This is a genomic window from Thalassotalea sediminis (genome assembly GCF_030295915.1).
GTDB classification, from domain to species: domain Bacteria; phylum Pseudomonadota; class Gammaproteobacteria; order Enterobacterales; family Alteromonadaceae; genus Thalassotalea_C; species Thalassotalea_C sediminis.
Genome location: NZ_AP027361.1, coordinates 1591628 through 1611160, shown reverse-complemented (window position 1 = coordinate 1611160; position 19533 = coordinate 1591628). Strand labels below are relative to the sequence as shown.

Annotated in this window: 17 protein-coding genes; 6 read left to right on the top strand and 11 right to left on the bottom strand. The window is 38.4% G+C overall.

Annotated features, from left to right (window positions below):
- Positions 1–33: 33 nt before the first annotated feature.
- Positions 34–3180 carry a TonB-dependent receptor domain-containing protein gene (locus tag QUE09_RS07270; RefSeq protein ID WP_286235533.1) on the bottom strand — a complete coding sequence of 1049 codons (3147 nt, stop codon included), beginning with the start codon at positions 3178–3180 and terminating at the stop codon, positions 34–36.
- 426 nt (positions 3181–3606) lie between these two features.
- Between QUE09_RS07270 and QUE09_RS07265 the strand changes: the two genes are divergently transcribed.
- Positions 3607–5070, top strand: a complete 1464-nt coding sequence (locus QUE09_RS07265) for a M28 family peptidase (RefSeq protein WP_286235532.1) — start codon at positions 3607–3609, stop codon at positions 5068–5070.
- 87 nt (positions 5071–5157) lie between these two features.
- Complete coding sequence (locus QUE09_RS07260) at positions 5158–5547, top strand: hypothetical protein (RefSeq protein ID WP_286235531.1); 390 nt, start codon at positions 5158–5160, stop codon at positions 5545–5547.
- Here the strand turns inward: QUE09_RS07260 and fdhD are convergent.
- Positions 5533–6384: a formate dehydrogenase accessory sulfurtransferase FdhD gene (fdhD, locus tag QUE09_RS07255; RefSeq protein ID WP_286235530.1), complete on the bottom strand. Its 852-nt coding sequence runs from the start codon at positions 6382–6384 to the stop codon at positions 5533–5535. The genes QUE09_RS07260 and fdhD overlap by 15 nt on opposite strands.
- Before the next feature lie 127 nt (positions 6385–6511).
- Here fdhD and QUE09_RS07250 point away from each other — a divergent pair, with 127 nt between their 5' ends.
- On the top strand, positions 6512–6697 hold the full coding sequence (locus QUE09_RS07250; RefSeq protein ID WP_286235529.1) for a hypothetical protein: 186 nt from the start codon (positions 6512–6514) through the stop codon (positions 6695–6697).
- 87 nt (positions 6698–6784) lie between these two features.
- Here the strand turns inward: QUE09_RS07250 and greA are convergent, their stop codons facing one another.
- The 6 genes from greA to bamJ form a co-directional block, all read right to left on the bottom strand.
- The gene (greA, locus tag QUE09_RS07245; RefSeq protein WP_286235528.1) at positions 6785–7261 is read right to left on the bottom strand and encodes a transcription elongation factor GreA; all 477 of its coding nucleotides are present in this window, start codon (positions 7259–7261) and stop codon (positions 6785–6787) included.
- Between the two features lie 113 nt (positions 7262–7374).
- A complete protein-coding gene (carB, locus tag QUE09_RS07240; protein WP_286235527.1) occupies positions 7375–10599 on the bottom strand; it encodes a carbamoyl-phosphate synthase large subunit in 3225 nt (1074 codons plus the stop codon).
- 21 nt (positions 10600–10620) lie between these two features.
- Positions 10621–11751 (bottom strand): glutamine-hydrolyzing carbamoyl-phosphate synthase small subunit, encoded by a 1131-nt coding sequence (gene carA / locus QUE09_RS07235; protein WP_286235526.1) that lies wholly within the window; start codon positions 11749–11751, stop codon positions 10621–10623.
- Positions 11752–12010: 259 nt separating this feature from the next.
- Positions 12011–12817 carry a 4-hydroxy-tetrahydrodipicolinate reductase gene (gene dapB, locus QUE09_RS07230; protein WP_286235903.1) on the bottom strand — a complete coding sequence of 269 codons (807 nt, stop codon included), beginning with the start codon at positions 12815–12817 and terminating at the stop codon, positions 12011–12013.
- Positions 12818–12839: 22 nt separating this feature from the next.
- The gene (locus tag QUE09_RS07225) at positions 12840–13274 is read right to left on the bottom strand and encodes a DUF6841 family protein (protein WP_286235525.1); all 435 of its coding nucleotides are present in this window, start codon (positions 13272–13274) and stop codon (positions 12840–12842) included.
- Between the two features lie 54 nt (positions 13275–13328).
- Positions 13329–13952 (bottom strand): BamJ family beta-barrel-assembly machinery protein, encoded by a 624-nt coding sequence (gene bamJ, locus QUE09_RS07220; RefSeq protein ID WP_286235524.1) that lies wholly within the window; start codon positions 13950–13952, stop codon positions 13329–13331.
- Between the two features lie 278 nt (positions 13953–14230).
- Here bamJ and QUE09_RS07215 point away from each other — a divergent pair, with 278 nt between their 5' ends.
- Positions 14231–15553, top strand: coding sequence for a Na+/H+ antiporter NhaC family protein (locus QUE09_RS07215; RefSeq protein ID WP_286235523.1), 1323 nt, complete (start codon positions 14231–14233; stop codon positions 15551–15553).
- Positions 15554–15673: 120 nt separating this feature from the next.
- On the opposite strand, the gene bamC is transcribed toward QUE09_RS07215, so the two are convergent.
- Positions 15674–16768, bottom strand: coding sequence for an NlpB/DapX family lipoprotein (bamC, locus tag QUE09_RS07210; RefSeq protein ID WP_286235522.1), 1095 nt, complete (start codon positions 16766–16768; stop codon positions 15674–15676).
- 312 nt (positions 16769–17080) lie between these two features.
- Between bamC and QUE09_RS07205 the strand changes: the two genes are divergently transcribed.
- Positions 17081–17611 (top strand): glycine cleavage system transcriptional repressor, encoded by a 531-nt coding sequence (locus QUE09_RS07205; protein WP_286235521.1) that lies wholly within the window; start codon positions 17081–17083, stop codon positions 17609–17611.
- A 14-nt stretch (positions 17612–17625) separates the two neighbouring features.
- A complete protein-coding gene (gene bcp, locus QUE09_RS07200) occupies positions 17626–18093 on the top strand; it encodes a thioredoxin-dependent thiol peroxidase (protein ID WP_286235520.1) in 468 nt (155 codons plus the stop codon).
- 54 nt (positions 18094–18147) lie between these two features.
- On the opposite strand, the gene QUE09_RS07195 is transcribed toward bcp, so the two are convergent.
- A complete protein-coding gene (locus QUE09_RS07195; RefSeq protein WP_286235519.1) occupies positions 18148–19212 on the bottom strand; it encodes an AI-2E family transporter in 1065 nt (354 codons plus the stop codon).
- Positions 19213–19216: 4 nt separating this feature from the next.
- Entirely contained in the window at positions 19217–19441 is a 225-nt protein-coding gene (locus tag QUE09_RS07190; RefSeq protein ID WP_286235518.1) for a sulfurtransferase TusA family protein, read from the bottom strand.
- Between the last annotated feature and the right edge of the window lie 92 nt (positions 19442–19533).

The window sequence follows — 19533 nt, the reverse complement described above, 5'->3', positions numbered from 1 at the left end:
AGCCATTAAGGCTGGTTTTTATTACCATACCTTCTAAAAGTGGTAAGTAGCATTTAAGAAGTAGCTGCGACCTAACAAGTCGTAGCCCGAAGAAGTCACCATATTACCGCGGTTAGAGCCAGCAGATATATCGACCATCTCAGGGGCTTTATCAAACAAGTTGTTAATACCAAATGTCAGTGAATAATTCTCACCTGCATAAGAAAGTGACGTATCAACATACACTGCTGCATCCGCTTCACACACAGGTACTGTCATTGGTTTGCCAACAAGATCTTCATTAACTTGGTAGGTATCACAACGCGCAGTATCAGTTACGTCATCAGATGCATGTGTTTCTGAAAAGTAATTAGCTTTCAGCATTAAATTCCAATCGCCGGATATGAAATTAAACGTTGATACTAAACGATGTTCTGGCGTACCGAAATCTTCTAATAGATCTTCTGCTTGCTCACCTGCGAAAATGGTTAATTCACGTTCAGTTTGCAACGTGTATTGATTGACCCAAACCATTTGCACTGGCATCTCCATTATTTCACCAAGATCGGTTGAAAAATGCGTATTTACGTCAACACCCTTAGATGTTTCTTCACCAATGTTGATAAAGGAAATATCTACAAGACTTGGAAAGTTTAATCGTGGATCACCAGAGTTTCTGTTACGCTCTATACGCTCACAAAATGGACTAGATAAATTTGGCGAATCATAACAACGCTTAAGCATTGTTGCAGCACTGATGGTACGAATAGTATCCTCTACCTCTAAACTCCAATAGGTAACACCTAAATCAAATTCATAATCACCGTCTATTTCCGGCGTCCATTTAAATGATGCAGTAACGTTTTCGGATGTTTCAGGTTTAAGGTCTAATGCATTACCTTGAGAGACAGTTGGAATTGTAGGTACACCACTTAACCCTATCGCGGTATAATCTGCACCTGTCGCATTACAATTATCAAGAACTTGCTGTGGACGGTTCTCTTTAGATGGGTCGTATTGACCATCTGTTGTTAAAGAGCCAGGTACCGAACAAGGATCAGAACTACCACTCTCACCACCAAATTGGCTCGCTAAAAATTGCTCTCTCAAGTTAGGTGCGCGGAATGAAGTACCGTATGACGTACTAAATAGTAACGACTCTGTTGGTTTGTATGTGATACGTGCACGATTTGTCAATTCACTGCCAAAATTAGATTCATCGGTATAGCGCAACGCTGCTTCAACCTCAAATAAATTTGCCCAACTGCTATCAATAGAAATAGGTAATGAAATTTCAGCAAACACATCCGTTACATCACGACTACCTCTAGTAGCGCCTTCACTTAACGGGTTTTCCGCAGCAACAAGCCCCGTAGCACCTAACATATCAGCTTCAGATTGAATACGATCTTTACGATATTCAAAACCAAATGCTGCTACGGCAATACCGCCATTATCAAAATCAAATAAATCCCCCGTCATAAATGCGGATGCCATTATTTGCTCTACAGTCGTACTATTCATACGTGTACCGATTAAAAAGTCTTTTTCTGCTTGAGTAGCAAAAGTACCACCACCATAACTGCCGCCGGTAAAAATTGATGGCGCGAAAAAGTTAACGGGTACACATTCGTTCGGTGTTATAAAACCAATACCACTGGGCGTATTTACACCACATATTGGATTGCCTTCATTGTCTAAACGCAAAGTACCTAGCGTTAATGCAAGATTACTTTCATTCATAATCGGTTGATGTTGCTTACCAACACCGCGGTCATATGAAGCAAAAAATTCATAAGTCCATCCTTTATCTGATAACCAGTCACTTGTAAATTCTCCGCGAAGACCAGTAACAAATCTAAAGTGATTTAACTCTACGTCACGTAATTGCGGCAAGTCTTCTAAGGTTATAATATTTGACACGTCTACCGCGAAAGGGTTGAGAGGGTTATCAACTAAGTGCGGACTACCATCATCATTTACCACAAGGTTACCATTTGCATCTTCATGGGGGATCATGCCTGGAATAGTAGGGAATATTTGCTCGGTAGTTGCGCGAGACTCTAAATGACGATGAAAATAATAAGCCTCATAAAACAGCTCTTCATCACCGCCCCACCAATCTGGCATATAGGAACCATTAGCCGCTAATGTAAAACGTGTAACAGGTTGAATTAAATCGGCTTCCATTCTATCTTTGCCATCATGATGTAAGTCACTATAAACACGCCTGTTTATTTGACCGTCACCCGTTATGGCTATATTGGGATCCGTTGGTACAGGTAAACTAGGTGAAGATGTATAATCCATTACGCCTAAGCTATCAATCTTTCCTGGATTATAAAACATAGCAAAGCCGTTTGGATTATTATAGTACCCTGACAGTTCTAAAATTGAATTATCCCAGAACCGGCTAGAGCACACAGAAATACGTTCGCCATCTTCCGTTTTCCATATTTTACGAATACAATCTGTACGATCTTTAACTTGTACTTTCTTTCGGTTGTAATAGGAACCTGAAACTGCAAACTTAGCTTTATCCCCTTCAAAGCCGGTCATAAAGGAGAACTCTGTTTCATCACCCCCACCATCAGCAGTATTCGAAACTCCACCCGAAACTTCAAAGCCATCAAAACTATCTTTTAAAATAACATTAATAACACCCGCCACGGCATCGGCACCATAAATTGAAGAAGCACCTTCGGTAATCACTTCAATGCGTTCAACCATATTGATGGGTAGTAAACTCAAGTCTGGTTGAGATGGAGCCCCTCTCACACCAGAAGCGCCTAAGCGTCTGCTATTTATGAGTATTAATGTTCGTTCAGCACCTAAGCCCCTTAAACCTATATTTGAAGACCCGACACCACCACTTGGAGGCGGCTCTGAAGCGTTTGAATTACCAGCATTTGAGTTAAAAGAAGCGTCAAACTGCTGGCCATTGGCCATAGACGTATTCGCTAACAACTCACTCACTGTGCGAAATCCCGCTTTTGCAGCATCATCACCACTGATGACATGAATAGGGGCAGCATTGGAAAATTCAGCTTTCTTTATCCGTGACCCTGTTACTGCAATACGCTCTACTTCCTCTTCTGCTCCTGCTTCCTGAGCTATAACCGAAGTAGACAACATTGATGTAGACAAACTTGCAACTAAAGCAATATTAATCGCTTTAGCGATACGTGAAGGTTTATTCATTTTGTTTTCCTCATGTTTTTTATAATTATCTATTGTTCCTATAGCGTTATTTGAAGTTGACAACTTTTTAGATCCATAAAAACAACCCTCAAACATAAAGGAGTATAGTTAGGCTATTGAATTTTTTTGGAAATCGAGAAAAAAACTATGCAACAAGACTTTTAAAAATACACATTTCGTAAATAGTTATTCACACCCAGGTTAACACACCCTTAACAACCACAAATTAAAAAATGAAATAAATATCATCAACTTAAACCTCTAAATGCGATTAAATAAGCAATCTAAGCCGATTACCTAATTGTAGAAACAAACTTTAATATTGAATACGTTGGCTAACGAAAAAGTCGCCTGTTTCGGTAGTTAGTGTATTGACTTAACGTTGTGAAGCATGAAGTATGGTTAAAAAATCTACAGGCTGATGTTATGAAAACACTTTATCTTTTTATATCGCTCTTTTTATTTTCTACTTGTTTTGCTAATGCAAATGATCAAAAAGCATTAGCAAAATCACTGCAAGGCAATACTCCTATCATTGATGATTTACAAGAACTAACCGACACCATCGGTGCGCGAATGACAGGAACAGAAGGCAATAATCTGGCTGTAGCTTGGGCTTTGAACAAATTTAAAGAAATGGGTATTAACACAAAGCTTGAAGCTGTTGAAATGCCAAGAGGATGGCAAGAACGAGAGGCAAAAGGATATGTCACAGGAGATTTAACTTACGAATTACCGATTGTCTCAATGCCATTTACAAATAGCACAATAAAACAGGGGCTATCTGGGCAATTAAAATATATAAATAACGGAAGTGATAAAGCCTTTAATCAAGTAAAAAACCTAGAAAATACGTGGTTACTTGTTGAAACTGACATATTAGACGATGAACAAGGGATCCACGGTTTATTTAAAGAATATATTGATTTTGCCGGTATTGAACAAAGAGCAATACAACATAGCGTTGCTGGCATTATTTATATGTCGTCACGAGATAAAAATTTACTTTATAGACACCTACCCAGTAAAGGTGCAGCAAATAATTTACCCATTATCGTTGCAGAAAGAGAGGAAGGTCTAAAACTGAAACGTTTACTTAATAAAGGATATTCTTTACATTTTGCTGCAAAAATAGAAACGGGCGATGGACAGCCTTATCAAGTAAATAACGTAATCGCTGAAATCAAAGGTAAGGAAAAGCCAGATGAAATCGTACTTTTAGGTGCGCATATCGATTCATTTGACCTCGGCACTGGCGCTCTCGATAATGGCTCGAATGTATCATTAGTTCTCGATATTGCCCGTCAAATTAAGCGCTTGGGTATTACACCTAAGCGTACAATGCGCTTCGCACTATATAATGGCGAGGAACAAGGGTTATATGGTTCTTGGGCATACACTAAACACCATAAAATGGCGCTTAACAAGCATGTGATGACCGCAACTATTGATATTGGTACAGGAAAAATCAATGGTTTTTTTACTAATGGTAGAGTGGATTTTGTGCCCGCATTGGAAAGTGCATTAAACGCTGTTCAAGAAAATGGTCCTTTTAGCATGATAAATGTGCCTGTTGTTGGCACCGATAATTATGACTTTATGGTCAATGGTGTGCCCAATATCGTTGCTAGCCAAGAAGATGCAAACTATGCATCAAACTATCATGCAGAATCAGATACCTTCGATAAAGTAGACACAAAGCAATTAAAACAAAACGCATCAACCATGGGGGCGCTAATGTTAGGTATTGCAAATTTGAACGACATAACTTGGCAAAAACATAATATGGCACAGGTTGAGGCACTTATTGAAGCGGAAAATGTAGAAGCATCAATGAAGACATTTGGTTTATACCAAGGTTGGAAAAACAAAACACGCCCGATCAGATAACAGGTTAACATCTTATAACAAAAATTAACGCTTATGCGGCCATATTTATACTATATTTTAATGATGGCAGTTAAAAGATTGTAATCGATGTTGTACCGTTTGAGTTTTGGTTTTATCAAAAAGCTTCCCGAAAATATCGCAGAAGTTATTGTTAATAATAATATTAATTTCACGCTAGAAATGGTTGAAGAATACGAACTGTTCTTAGAGAAAAACTATAAGGACAGCTTTGGGCTATTGGTCAATAAAATTAACAATTATACTTACACACCCGAAGCACAATTATGTATCGGTTCATTAAGTAATATTGCAGCACTCGCTGTTGTTCATTATCACCCTTTTGATGTGCGTCAAACGCAAGAATTGACAAACGTAAGACAAGTAGATCAATGGAATATTAAAGCATTTGATGGATATAAATTCGGTCGAGAGTCTGCGATAAACTGGCTAAAATTAGAGCTGTCATTTATCCGTTAGTCTTGATTCACCATGGTAGATACTAAAGCTATTATCGCGAGCAAAAGCGATTACCGTAATGTTAAATCGTTGTGCGGCTTGAATGGCTAATACTGATGGCGCACCAATTGCTATTAAGACTGAGATACCGGAAACAATCACTTTTTGCACCATTTCATAACTAATACGACTTGAAAGCACAACAACGTCTTTGCCGTGTGCGTTGTTAAATGTTTGTCGGCTACCAAGCAATTTATCTAAGGCATTATGCCTACCAATATCTTCATAAAGCGCTATTGGTTTACCTTCTTGGTTAAAAAGTGCAGCGCAATGAGTTCCCCCCGTTTGTGAAAAAATATCTTGTCTTGAACTCAGGCCTGATACCATACGATGGATAGTATTAATCGATAGCCAATGCGTATCATTGTCTACTGCATGTGACCCTTTTATTTCAAGTGCTTTAATAAAGCTGGTGCCACATATCCCACAACTAGAATACGAGGTATGAGTGCTTTGTGAAGATTTAGCACGCGATAAACAATCACTTTTAAGCGATACTAACCAATGGTTTTCTTTGCTATCTTCATGTTCGTCTCGACAGATTTCAATGACATCATCAATACTTTTTATAACGCCTTGTCCGTATAGTAAACCAATTATCAACACCTGATCATCTCCCGGTGTCCTCATCATAATTGCATAAGAGGCAATGCTTTCAATTACGACATTACGCAGACAATCAATAAATATTAGTTCGATCTGTAAAGGCGCTTCAACGACTACTCTGTCTTGCATACGAGAAAGAGCGGTATTTTTTACCTTGATTTTATTAACGTGTTTTACTGCTTTGATATTCATAATCAGAGAATAACACATCACACTTTGCAAAAGACAAATTGTTTATCTAACCACAATGAATTATTCCACCTTAAAAAGATCGTCTATAATAGTGTCATTAATAGATGTTATTGCAAGGAAGCAATGTATGAAAACGTATCCAAACTCTTTAGTGCGCACGTGGTTATTTCTATCGCAAGCAACAGATCCTAAATTACAAGCCGCAAAAGATGATGCGCGTAGACAATTAAATCGTATCTTTGGCTCTGTCGAATTAGCAATAATCTATCTAGAGCAAGCATCTGATGAGAATATTGAAGTCGTGTTAGTGTAGGGATAGAAGTAAAGCTAGAAATTAATCTTAAGAAATAAAAAAGCTCTCAATATGAGAGCTTTTAAACGAAAGTGGTATAGCTTGCTATTACTTGTGCTCGACAGCAACTATTTCATATTCTACGATACCTGCAGGCGTTGTTATTTCAACTTCAGAATCTACAGATTTGCCAATTAAGCCTCTTGCAATAGGCGAATTAACAGAAATACGGTTGTTTTTTATATCCGCTTCATCGTCGCCAACAATTTGATATGTTACTTCTTGATCCGTATCAATATTCAATAACGAAACGGTAACACCGAAGATAACTTTACCTGTATTCGGTATTTTTGTTATATCAATAACTTGAGCATTCCCCAGTTTACCTTCGATATCTTGAATGCGCCCTTCACAGAATCCTTGCTGCTCTCTCGCTGCGTGATATTCTGCGTTCTCTTTTAAATCACCGTGTTCACGTGCTTCAGCAATCGCCTCAATTATTTCAGGGCGCTTAACCGTTTTCAAATGGTTCAACTCATCACGCAATGCATCGGCACCTTTTAGCGTCATAGGGTATTGATTCATTATTTCCTTTTCCTAAAAGATAAAGGTGGTCGAAACCACCTTTATATCTATATTTTTTACGAATAATGGTTAGCTTAACAGAACTACCATCGTTCGACAAAGTTTACTCACGTTTAGCGTTTTACACACTCTGCATGAAGTTCTTGAATAGAGTTAACGTTCTTACGAGCATCTGCTGCATGCGCTTGACAAGAAGCATAAGCAGCATTTAACGTCGTAGTATACGCCACTTTATAACGTAAAGCTCCACCACGTAACACCTTAGAATCTTCAATCGCCTTACGGCCTTCTGTAGTATTAATAATGTAGCTATATTCACTATTTTTAATTCTATCAAGTATATGTGGGCGACCTTCATGTACTTTGTTGACTAAACGACATGGCACATTAGCTTCACCCAAGACAACAGCAGTACCGTGTGTCGCATCAATTTCGTAACCAAGCTCTACCATTTTTCTACCAAGCTCTACAACACGCTCTTTGTCGCTATTTCTAACAGAAATTAATGCTCTACCTGACTTAGGTACAGATACACCAGCTCCCAGGTTAGCTTTAGCGTAAGCATCTTCAAACGTTTTACCAACGCCCATCACCTCACCTGTGGAGCGCATTTCTGGTCCAACTAATGGATCACTACCATGGAACTTATTAAAAGGAATAACAACCTCTTTCACTGAAAAATAAGGGGGTATTACTTCTTCTGTAATGCCAAGTTCGGCAAGCTTTTTACCTGCCATAACGCGAGCGCCAATTTTTGCCAAAGGTACAGATGTAGCCTTTGATACAAAAGGTACTGTACGTGCAGCACGAGGGTTTACTTCAATTAAGTAAACTTTATCGTCTTTAACGGCCATTTGCGTATTCATTAAGCCAACAACACCTAACTCAAACGCGAGGTCTGTTACCTGTTTACGCATAACGTCTTGCACTTCTTGGTTCAAGCTATAGGCAGGCAATGAACAAGCTGAATCACCAGAATGAACACCCGCTTGTTCAATGTGTTGCATAATACCGCCAACAACAACATTCTCACCATCACAAAGTACGTCAATATCGACTTCGATTGCGTCATCAAGAAAATGATCAAGCAGTACTGGCGCTTCATTAGAAACACTAACGGCTTCATTCATATAGCGGCGCAAATCTTCTAAGTCGTATACAATTTCCATTGCTCGACCACCCAATACATAGGAAGGCCTTACAACGAGAGGAAAACCAATTGCTTCAGCTTTAACAAGCGCTTCTTCTACTGATGTAACCGTTGCATTTTCAGGTTGCAACAGCTCTAAACGATCTACTGCTTGCTGAAAACGTTCTCTATCTTCTGCACGATCAATTGCATCTGGTGAAGTACCAATAATCGGAACACCTGCTGCTTCTAACGCTCTAGCAAGCTTTAATGGCGTTTGACCACCATACTGAACAATTACACCTTCAGGTTTTTCAACACGTACGATTTCCAATACATCTTCAAAGGTAATTGGTTCGAAATATAGTCTATCAGACGTATCGTAGTCAGTTGAAACCGTTTCAGGGTTACAATTAACCATAATTGTCTCATAACCATCTTCTCGTAACGCAAGTGCAGCATGCACACAACAGTAATCAAACTCAATACCTTGTCCAATACGGTTAGGACCGCCACCAAGAATGATTATTTTCTTGTTATTCGTTGGTGCTGATTCACACTCTTCATCATAGCTTGAATACATATAGGCTGTATCTGATTTAAATTCCGCAGCACAAGTATCAACTCGCTTATACACAGGGAAAATTTCAGCGTTATGACGCTTTTTACGAATCTCTGTTTCGCTAACACCTATAAGCGACGCTAAACGCGAATCTGCAAAGCCTTTACGCTTCAACTGACGTAGATAGGTTGGCGTAAGCCCTGCCATACCTTCTTCAGCGACTTTCTTTTCTTCTAAGACAATATCTTCAATTTGTACGAGGAACCAACGATCAATTTTAGTTAAACGGAAAACATCGTCAACCGTTAACCCTAATCGAAATGCATCGGCTACATACCAAATTCTATCTGCACCGGCTTCTTGTAGCTCATGCATAATTTTAGTTTTAGCGCCCGGCTGAGTTACATCCACTTGCGGATCAAAACCCGATGCCCCTACTTCTAAACCACGTAATGCTTTTTGCATTGACTCTTGTTGATTTCTACCAATCGCCATGACTTCACCAACTGATTTCATTTGAGTCGTTAGACGGTCTTCAGAACCAGCAAATTTTTCAAAGTTAAAGCGTGGGATTTTAGTAACAACATAATCAATTGTCGGTTCGAATGATGCAGGTGTTGCACCACCGGTAATATCATTTGATAATTCATCAAGTGTATAACCAACGGCGAGTTTTGCTGCAATTTTAGCGATAGGGAAACCTGTTGCTTTTGACGCTAGAGCCGAAGAACGAGATACACGTGGGTTCATTTCAATAATAACCATTCGCCCAGTATCAGGACAAACACCAAACTGTACGTTTGAACCACCCGTTTCAACACCAATTTCACGTAAAACCGCTAAAGAAGCATTACGCATAATTTGATATTCTTTATCTGTTAACGTTTGTGCTGGTGCTACAGTTATAGAGTCACCCGTATGAATGCCCATAGGGTCAAAGTTTTCGATTGAACAAATAATGATACAGTTATCATTTTTGTCACGAACAACTTCCATTTCATACTCTTTCCAGCCAATCAAAGATTCGTCAATTAACAATTCATTTGTCGGTGAAAGATCCAGTCCTCGCGTACAAATCGTTTCAAATTCTTCTTGGTTATATGCAATACCGCCACCGGTACCGCCCATTGTAAATGAAGGTCTAATAATGCAAGGAAAACCAATGCGTTTAGCGGTTTCTTTCGCTTCTTCCATCGAATGCACAATTTCAGCACGTGGCGTTTCAAGACCAATGTTTTTCATGGCAGTATCAAAACGGCTACGATCTTCTGCTTTATCAATAGCATCTGCAGTCGCGCCAATCATTTCAACGTCAAACTCTTTTAGCACACCGTTAGCTTCTAACTCTAATGCACAGTTTAATGCGGTTTGACCACCCATTGTTGGTAAAACGGCATCTGGACGCTCTTTTTCGATAATATTTCGAACAACTTCCCAATGAATTGGTTCAATGTATGTAGCATCTGCCATATCAGGGTCAGTCATGATAGTTGCAGGATTAGAGTTCACTAAGATTACACGGTAACCTTCTTCACGCAGCGCTTTACATGCTTGAGCACCTGAATAATCAAACTCACAAGCTTGACCGATTACAATTGGACCTGCACCTAAGATTAGGATACTTTTTATGTCAGTACGTTTTGGCATAGTGTTTAAATCTCCAGAATCTTATGAATTGCGTGCTTGGATAAGCTCGATAAAGTGATCAAATAATGGTGCTGCATCATGAGGACCAGGGCTTGCTTCGGGGTGCCCTTGGAAACTAAATGCTGGTTTATCTGTACGGTGTATGCCTTGAAGCGAACCATCGAACAACGACTTATGAGTTGCTGTTAATGTTTCTGGTAAGCTATCTTCATCTACAGCAAAACCGTGGTTTTGTGATGTAATCATCACAACATTACGGTCAAAATCTTTAACTGGATGGTTTGCCCCATGATGACCAAATTTCATTTTGGCTGTTTTTGCACCACTTGCTAAACCTAACAACTGATGCCCTAAACATATACCAAAAATCGGAATATTTGTGTCTAAAAATGTTTTGATTGCACTTATCGCATAGTCACACGGTTCAGGGTCACCGGGGCCATTTGACAAGAAAATACCATCTGGGTTGAGTGCAAGAACTTCTTCCGCTGATGTTTGTGCTGGCACAACAGTCAATTTACAACCTCTATCAACTAACATACGTAAAATATTACGTTTCGCGCCGAAATCATATGCAACGACGTGAAAGTCGAACTTTTCTGGTGTAACGTGTCCTTTACCTAATTGCCAGCTACCTTCTGTCCATGTATAGGCTTCCTTAGCAGATACAACTTTTGCTAAATCCATACCTTTAAGGCCAGGAAATGACTTCGCTTGAGCCAATGCAGCTGCTTGGTCGATATTTTCACCCGCAACAATACAGCCATTTTGCGCGCCTTTTTCACGTAAAATACGTGTTAACTTACGCGTATCGATATCAGCGATACCAACAATATTGTTTCGAATTAAATAATCACTTAATGTTTCTTCGTTTCTGAAGTTACTAGCAAGTAATGGTAAGTCCCTAATAACTAAGCCTTTTGCCCAAATAGTATTAGACTCTTCGTCTTCGTTATTTGTGCCGGTATTACCTATATGAGGGTATGTGAGGGTAATAATTTGTTCTGCATATGAGGGGTCAGTTAATATTTCTTGGTAACCGGTCATTGAAGTATTGAATACTACCTCACCTACGGCCGCCCCTTCTGCACCAATAGCGGTGCCCTTAAATATTGTGCCGTCTTCTAGCACTAAAATGGCAGATTTAGTCAATTTAACCTCCGAAAAGAAGAAATAAATCTTAATATTTTTACCAACTATTCATTGGTAATATTAAGCGCGAAAGTTGCTTTATTAATCTGCCATTTAGCTTGCAAATAGCAAATTTTTGACAAATTCCGCGCATTCTACGCTGATTTGATATTCACGTCCAGCTTAAATTGTAAAAATTAGCCTTTAATAGCGTAATTGTTATTAAAGCGTTAAAAAGAACAATTTTCTATCGTTAAAGCTCAACCATCAAACCACATTATTAGTCTTTTAAACCAAGTACATCTTGCATGTCATAAAAACCTGGTTTTACTGTAGACAGCCAACTGGCTGCTCGCATAGCGCCTAAGGCAAATGTCATACGTGTTGTTGCTTTGTGAGTGATCTCAATACGCTCGCCTAAGTCAGCAAAAAACGCGGTATGCTCACCTACAATATCACCCGCTCTAACAGTTGCGAATCCAATCGTATCTGATTTACGTTCTTCCGTTACACCTTCTCTTCCATAAACAGCTACTTCATTTAAGTCTCGACCAAGTGTTTCAGCAATCACCTGTCCCATTTTCATTGCAGTACCTGATGGTGCATCTTTCTTAAATCGATGATGCGCCTCAAATATCTCAATATCTGTAAAGTCCCCTACCGCTTTAGCAGCCATCTCAAGTAACTTAAACAAGACATTGACACCAACACTTGTATTTGGCGCTAATATGACTGGTATATGTTGAGCATAGCTTTTTATCTGTGCAACTTGTTCTTCGGTAAAGCCTGTTGTTCCGATAACAATAGCTTTATTGTTCTGTTGACACCAAGCTAAATGCTCAAATGTTGACTCAATAGAAGTAAAGTCGATAAAAACGTCTGCGGCAAGTAAGGTCGACAATTCTGATGTTGTATTTATATGAATTTTACCAATACCTGCAAGTTCACCTAAATCTACATTTTGAAATGATGAAGATGGCCTTACTGAACCACCAATTAAATTGGTGCTTGGATGTTCATTTGCTGCTTGTATTAAGTTTCTTCCCATGCGGCCGCTACTGCCCAATATTGCGACGTTTACGTTCATAGTTTTATTCATGTCTTAATTTCTAGTTATTTCCAAGTTGTATTGTAGAATGAAAGCATTTTAATTCACTAATTTCATGTGAAATAACATGCCTAATTTTAGCACTACCAAATGATGTTAGTGTAACGTGGTAAAATGCACAAAATTCTGCAAATGCTTGCTGTGACTTATCGATAAACTGCCAATGTATTGCAACCAAAGCAAGGTTTTGATCCATTAGTTCAAAACTCGCTTGTGGAACTTTTATATCAACAACATGTGCCGTTGATAACTGAGAGAATATTGCTGCTAATGTTTGCTCGAGCTGGTTTTCATCTTCAATATATTTTAACTCTTCTGGTGTCGTTAGCGTACAAGGCGTTTGATAACATTGCATAACCGCGAAAAGATCTTGTTTAATAAACCCAGTCAGGTATTTATCAAACAATGCTGTAACCTTTTGATGCTCAATTGACATTATCTTCATTCCATAAAAAAGCCGGGAATACCCGGCTTAAATACTTATTATTGATTAGCTGATGATATCAAGTAATTCAATATCAAATACTAACGTAGCATATGGAGGGATTGCACCTTGTGAGCCTCTCTCGCCGTACGCTAGGTTGTATGGAACGTATAAACGCCACTTAGAACCAACAGGCATTATTTGTAATGCTTCAGTCCAACCTTGAATTACACCACCAACAGGAAACTCTGCAGGTTGGCCTCTATCATACGAACTATCAAACACGTCACCATTGATGAATGTACCATGGTAATGTGTACGAACAGTACTTTGTGCTGTTGGCTTATCACCGTTACCTTCTGTAATAACTTCGTATTGAAGACCAGAATCTAATACAACGATACCTTCACGCTTAGCATTTTCTGCTAAGTAAGCTTCACCTTCAGCGGCTTTTTCTTTTGCAAGTTCTTGCTCTTGTTCTTGCAGTTTCTTTGAAACAACTGAAAAAGCTTCGTTAAGATCAGCTTCAGATACTTGGCTTTCTGCTGCTGCCATTGCATCAGCTAAACCAGCTTGAACAGCTGTAACGTCAAAATCTTTAAATGGATTATTGCGCAATTGATCACCCAATTGACGACCTACGCCGTAGCTTACGCGTTGTTCAATAGTTTCAAATAATTTATCAGACATAATATTCACTTTTTTGACTACCTACCCGTAAAGATAGATATGGATAGAAAATTCGCGGTAGCATAGCATAAAGCAACGCTTGACTGTAGTCACAATCTTGCTCATTTTGTTATTTGTTATAATTTTCTTTAACAATCTTTGAAGACGATATTTTAGGTATCTGCAGCTTTCTCTTCTCGTGGTTAATTATTAACATTGAAGTGAAAATTCATAGACATTTAGAAAAAAAACTTTATTGTTGGCAACAATAACAATAAATCCACCGACTACTAAATTGCATGACTGAACTAAACGTAACATCTAGCCCGCATAAAAAACTCAGTAGCCTCATACCATTTGCTGTATTTCTCGGCATTTTCCTCGGTACAGGCATTGTATTAACATTGCAAGGGGTCGACTTTGCGTTTTATCAATTGCCAGCAAGTATCGCCATAATTCCAGCGATAATTATCGCTATGTTGATGGGTAAGCAAAGTATTACCGAGCAAGTTGGTCAGTTTATCAATGGTGCCGGACACCCTAATATCATTACCATGTGCTTCATTTACCTACTTGCAGGCGCTTTCGCTGTAGTAGCAAAAGCAACAGGTAGTGTCGATGCGAGTGTGCAATTAGGGCTGTCGATATTTCCCGATTTTCTGTTGTTACCAGGTTTGTTTTTAGTTGCCGCTTTTATTTCAACGGCAATGGGCACGTCAATGGGCACCATCGCTGCAATAGCTCCTATAGCATTAGGTTTTACTGAAGCATCAGATATTGATAGTACTATTCTTGCGGGGGTAATTATTTCAGGCGCTATATTTGGTGACAACTTATCCATTATATCTGATACAACAATTGCTTCTACGCGTTCTCAGGGCGCAAATATGAAAGACAAATTTAAAGTTAACTTTAAATTTGCGGTACCGGCAGCAATAATTTGTATTATTTTCTTCGCAAGTTTAGGTGTTACCATTCCACAAGTTGAAGCGAATGAAACGAATATAATTGGCTTACTTCCATACATAGCAATTTTAATCTTAGCCTTACTCGGTGTGAATGTTTTTATTGTTCTGGTACTTGGTATTGTCATGGCTGCAGCCGTCGGTATGTGGCAAGCCGATTATTTATTATCAACATGGATCAAAGATATTAACCAAGGCTTCTCCAATATGCAGGATTTATTCATACTTGCTTTATTTATTGGAGGGTTAAGTGAACTAATAAAACAACAAGGTGGCTTGGCGGCACTAACAGCGTTGGTAGAAAAGGTAGCGCGGAAAATCTATCACAATAACAATAAACGAGCTGCAGGTTTTGGCATTGCAAGCCTTGCTTTTATTTGTAACTTTTTTACCGCCAATAATACTGTGTCAATCATAGTCACGGGCGAAACCGCGAAAGAACTTGCTGAAGATGGCGAATTATCTCCTGCGCACTCTGCGAGCATACTCGATATATTTGCTTGTATTAATCAGGGATTGTTACCCTATGGAGCTCAAGCACTATTGCTAGGAACAACATTACAAATATCTCCTATCGACGTTGTCTCTCATGCTTATTATCCGATGATATTACTTGTAGTGGCCAGTTTTGCCTTTTGGCGAATCACACGAAGATAGAAAAATAAATAATTCACTTTCATATGAGATGGTGTTGAGTTAACAATAAAAACCATAAAAAAGGTCAGAATAAACTGACCTTTTTTTATGGTTAGACGCCAACTTAATCTTTACGTTGGACTAGTAACTCTCTCTAAAAGACAACGCTACTTCCATGACAGGAAAAATACGTTCTAATGTCGCTTTATCTAATGGGTTACCTTGCGCATCGAGAATAGTAACTGTTGTTTTATTTTCATCGTCATTCATTGGCGCAAGTATAAATTGATACTGTTGATTTTCTAATTCTATAACAGGTATATCATCGCCCCATAACTTATCCCAAAGGCCAATATCAGGTTTTACAAAATCAGCATAATAAACTTTCTTCGATTCATTTAAGTCAGCAACAGTAAAACCGTGATCCTCAAAGAAAATAGGCATATTCGACCAAAGTGATTCCAGCATCATTTCAACGATATAGGCCGGCTGTGATTGATTATCTTCACCAATTGACACTAGTTTTTGGTTGGCACGCATTAAACGGTTTTCTTGCTGTTGTTTACGATATTGAAAATCCACTTGTGCAACAATTTCATTAAGCATTGCCATTTCAGCACGCTCTTGGTCAATTAATGCCATTTTTTTAGTTGAACCTGAATGATCAGTACGCATATAGTCAACTAATTCAACACTTATCGCGACACTACGACCATGAGGCTTGGTTTCAAATTGGTAGCGGAATCTATAACTTTCCGTCAATTCAACTTCTTCAAAAAGCCAAATGCCAGATTCTTTCTCGTAATTATACCACTGTGATTCAAAAATTAACTTTTCTTCATCAATAACATCTAACCCAACACCGTCATCTGCTAACTGCGCTTCTAAAGCTTGATATATAAAGGTATATAAGTCTGTATCTTCAAGGACTTGATCAAACCAAATTTTCGCACTTTGGCTCGTCGACTCAACACGAGAAGATGAGGCAATTGGAAGAACAAGAGAAGGTGCTCTTACATCCACGTCTTTACCAACAGAACCTCTATGATTGATATCATTAGTAATAGCAAAGTCTTGCTTTTTATTAGGAGCTGATAAGCCATTTGGAATATTCAGAGGTTTTGCCTCTTTTCTTTCGGCGTAATCGAAATCGCCACTGGCTTGTTTTTTACTAACGTTACTACATCCTGCAACAGCTACTGCTATTAGCGAGAAACAAAAAAGCTTACGATTCATTCATACTCCCAACGTATTCACTACACATGATTATTCATTTGACTAATGTAAGTGACAAAATAGACGCTTTGTTTAAGACAAAGTTCATTATTTATAAGGTTTAATTTACGCGCTACATGGTACTTGTAGACCCCTACAAACTCAAGAATTATTCTTAGTTGAAACGTTAAACAAGGTTATAAAACTTAGCGATTAACAGTTTTCGATTAACATTATTGCTTTATCGCTGATCACACAACAATTGATTGTCGGGTGCACTATTGTGCAAATTTCGATACAATACCGCCCCTTTTAAACTGATATGGGTAAAAAATGTCATCACAGTATTTGGTATTGACTGTCATGGGGCCTGATCGAACAGGTAGTGTTAGTAACTTAACAAAACTTGCTAGTGAGTGTGGCTGTAATATAGTAGACAGTAAAATGGCAATCTTTGGTCTTGAATTTACCATGATCATGTTATTAAAAGGTAGTGCGAAGGCCATTAATCAAATAGAGAGTAAATTACCAGCAGTTGCTATTAAGCTAGACTTAATCACGATGATGAAACGCACGTCTGATTACAAATTACAAAACTTTACTGAGCATTATCAAGTTGATTATGCAGGTATAGACCAGCCTGGTATCCTTAAAGCCGTTACTGCCTTTTTTGCAACGCGAAACATTGATATCTCTTCATTGAAGTCAGTCATAGATCCTGAAACCAATCATATGAGTGCAATGGTACATATTGCACTAAATAAAAATATGCCCATAGAAGAGTTAGAAAATGATTTTTTTGCGCTTTGTGAACAAATTGACGTGCAAGGACGTATCAGAAAAGTTACCCAACATTCTTTATAATTAGGATCATAAGCATGAATACATTAACAGTTGGTGATAATGCACCACTCTTTTCTTTACTAGACGAAAACGAACAAACCGTTAACCTTGCTGATTATATTGGTAAGAAGCAAATCCTTGTGTATTTTTATCCGAAAGCTATGACACCTGGCTGTACTGTACAAGCACAAAATTTACGAGACAGCAAAGCAGCCTTAGAGCAGCATAATACTGTGGTATTTGGTATTAGCCCTGACGCTCCCAAGCGACTTAATAAATTCTGTCAACGAGATGAATTAAACTTTACATTGTTATCTGATGAAGATCATAAAGTTGCCGACGAATTTGGTGTCTGGGGTTTGAAAAAATTTATGGGTCGCGAGTATGACGGCATTCACCGTATTAGTTTTCTTATCGGACTTGACGGTAAAATTAAACATGTATTTGATAAATTTAAAACTAAAAACCATCATGAAGTCGTACTAGACGTATTAGCAAGTTAGTATTGCAACGTTATTCAAGTAAAAGGCAGCCAAACGCTGCCTTTATCGTTTTAGTTACTGCTCAACAGGGATCTCTGTACTAGGCCATGCATTTAACACCGCTTTAACCAATGTTGCTAATGGAATAGCAAAGAATACCCCCCAAAAGCCCCATAAACCACCAAACAAAATGACCGCAATAATAATTGTTACCGGGTGAAGGTTTACCGCTTCAGAAAACAATAACGGAACCAATAAGTTTCCATCTAACGCTTGAATAATGCCATATGCCAACATTACATAACCAAAATCAGCCGTAGGTCCCCATTGAAACAGTGCCACTAACATAACAGGAAAAGTAACTAACGTTGCGCCTACATAGGGCACTAAAACCGACAAGCCAACCAGTACGCCTAACAATAACGAGTAGTTCAACCCTAAAATCATAAACGTAACTGTTGAAATGGTGCCGATGATAATAATCTCGATCACTTTACCGCGGATATAATTCATGATTTGACGGTTCATTTCTTCACCTACTTGTGAAGCCATACGGCGCTCTTTAGGCAAAAACGAAGTAAAACTTGAAAATAACTCTTGCTTATCTTTGATAAAAAAGAACACCATTATTGGTACTAAAATGAGGTAGATCATAAGTGCAACTACATCAGATATTGAATTTAACGACGCTTGTAAAATCACCTGCCCCCAATCAATAAACTTTTCATTCGCCAACGTTAATACTGATTGTATTTGTTCCGCTTTAACAAATTCAGGGTACTTTTCTGGCAATGTTAATAAGTACTCTTGTCCATGCGACAACATGGTTGGAATTTCTTGTATTAAATTACTACTTTGACGCCAAATCACCGGCATCAAACCCAACATTGCAATTAAGGTTACCCCGACGAACATAGAAACAACAATAACGGTAGACCATTTGCGTGATAGACCTATATTCGCAAGCCTGTTAACGGGTAAATCGAGTAAGAATGCAATGGCAATTGCTACAAATACAGGCATTAATAGGCTAGATAAAAAATATACCGATAAAAATGCAGCAACTAAAATGACCACTAATGTGACCGCATGGGGGTCAGAAAATTTTTGTTTATACCATTGAGAAAAAAATGAAACCATGTAATCAATTACCTGTTGTTATACGAATTTCTGTCACCTTAGAATTAACGAGAGACAGTTGAAAATCATAACCTTTACTTTGCAGAAATTTTGGAATATCTATTAAAGAGCTTGGATCGGATATTTGAATAATACAAACATCGTCAGCCGTTAATTTCTTTAACAAAACACGCATCTTTACCAAAGGCAAAGGACACTTGTCTTTGCTACCGTCATATTGATAAATCATGAATCATTTACCAAACCATACTTTCGTTCGATTATCTTATTTGCGACAATCGATTACAATAACATATATGATTAATTTAATGATGTGGCTTT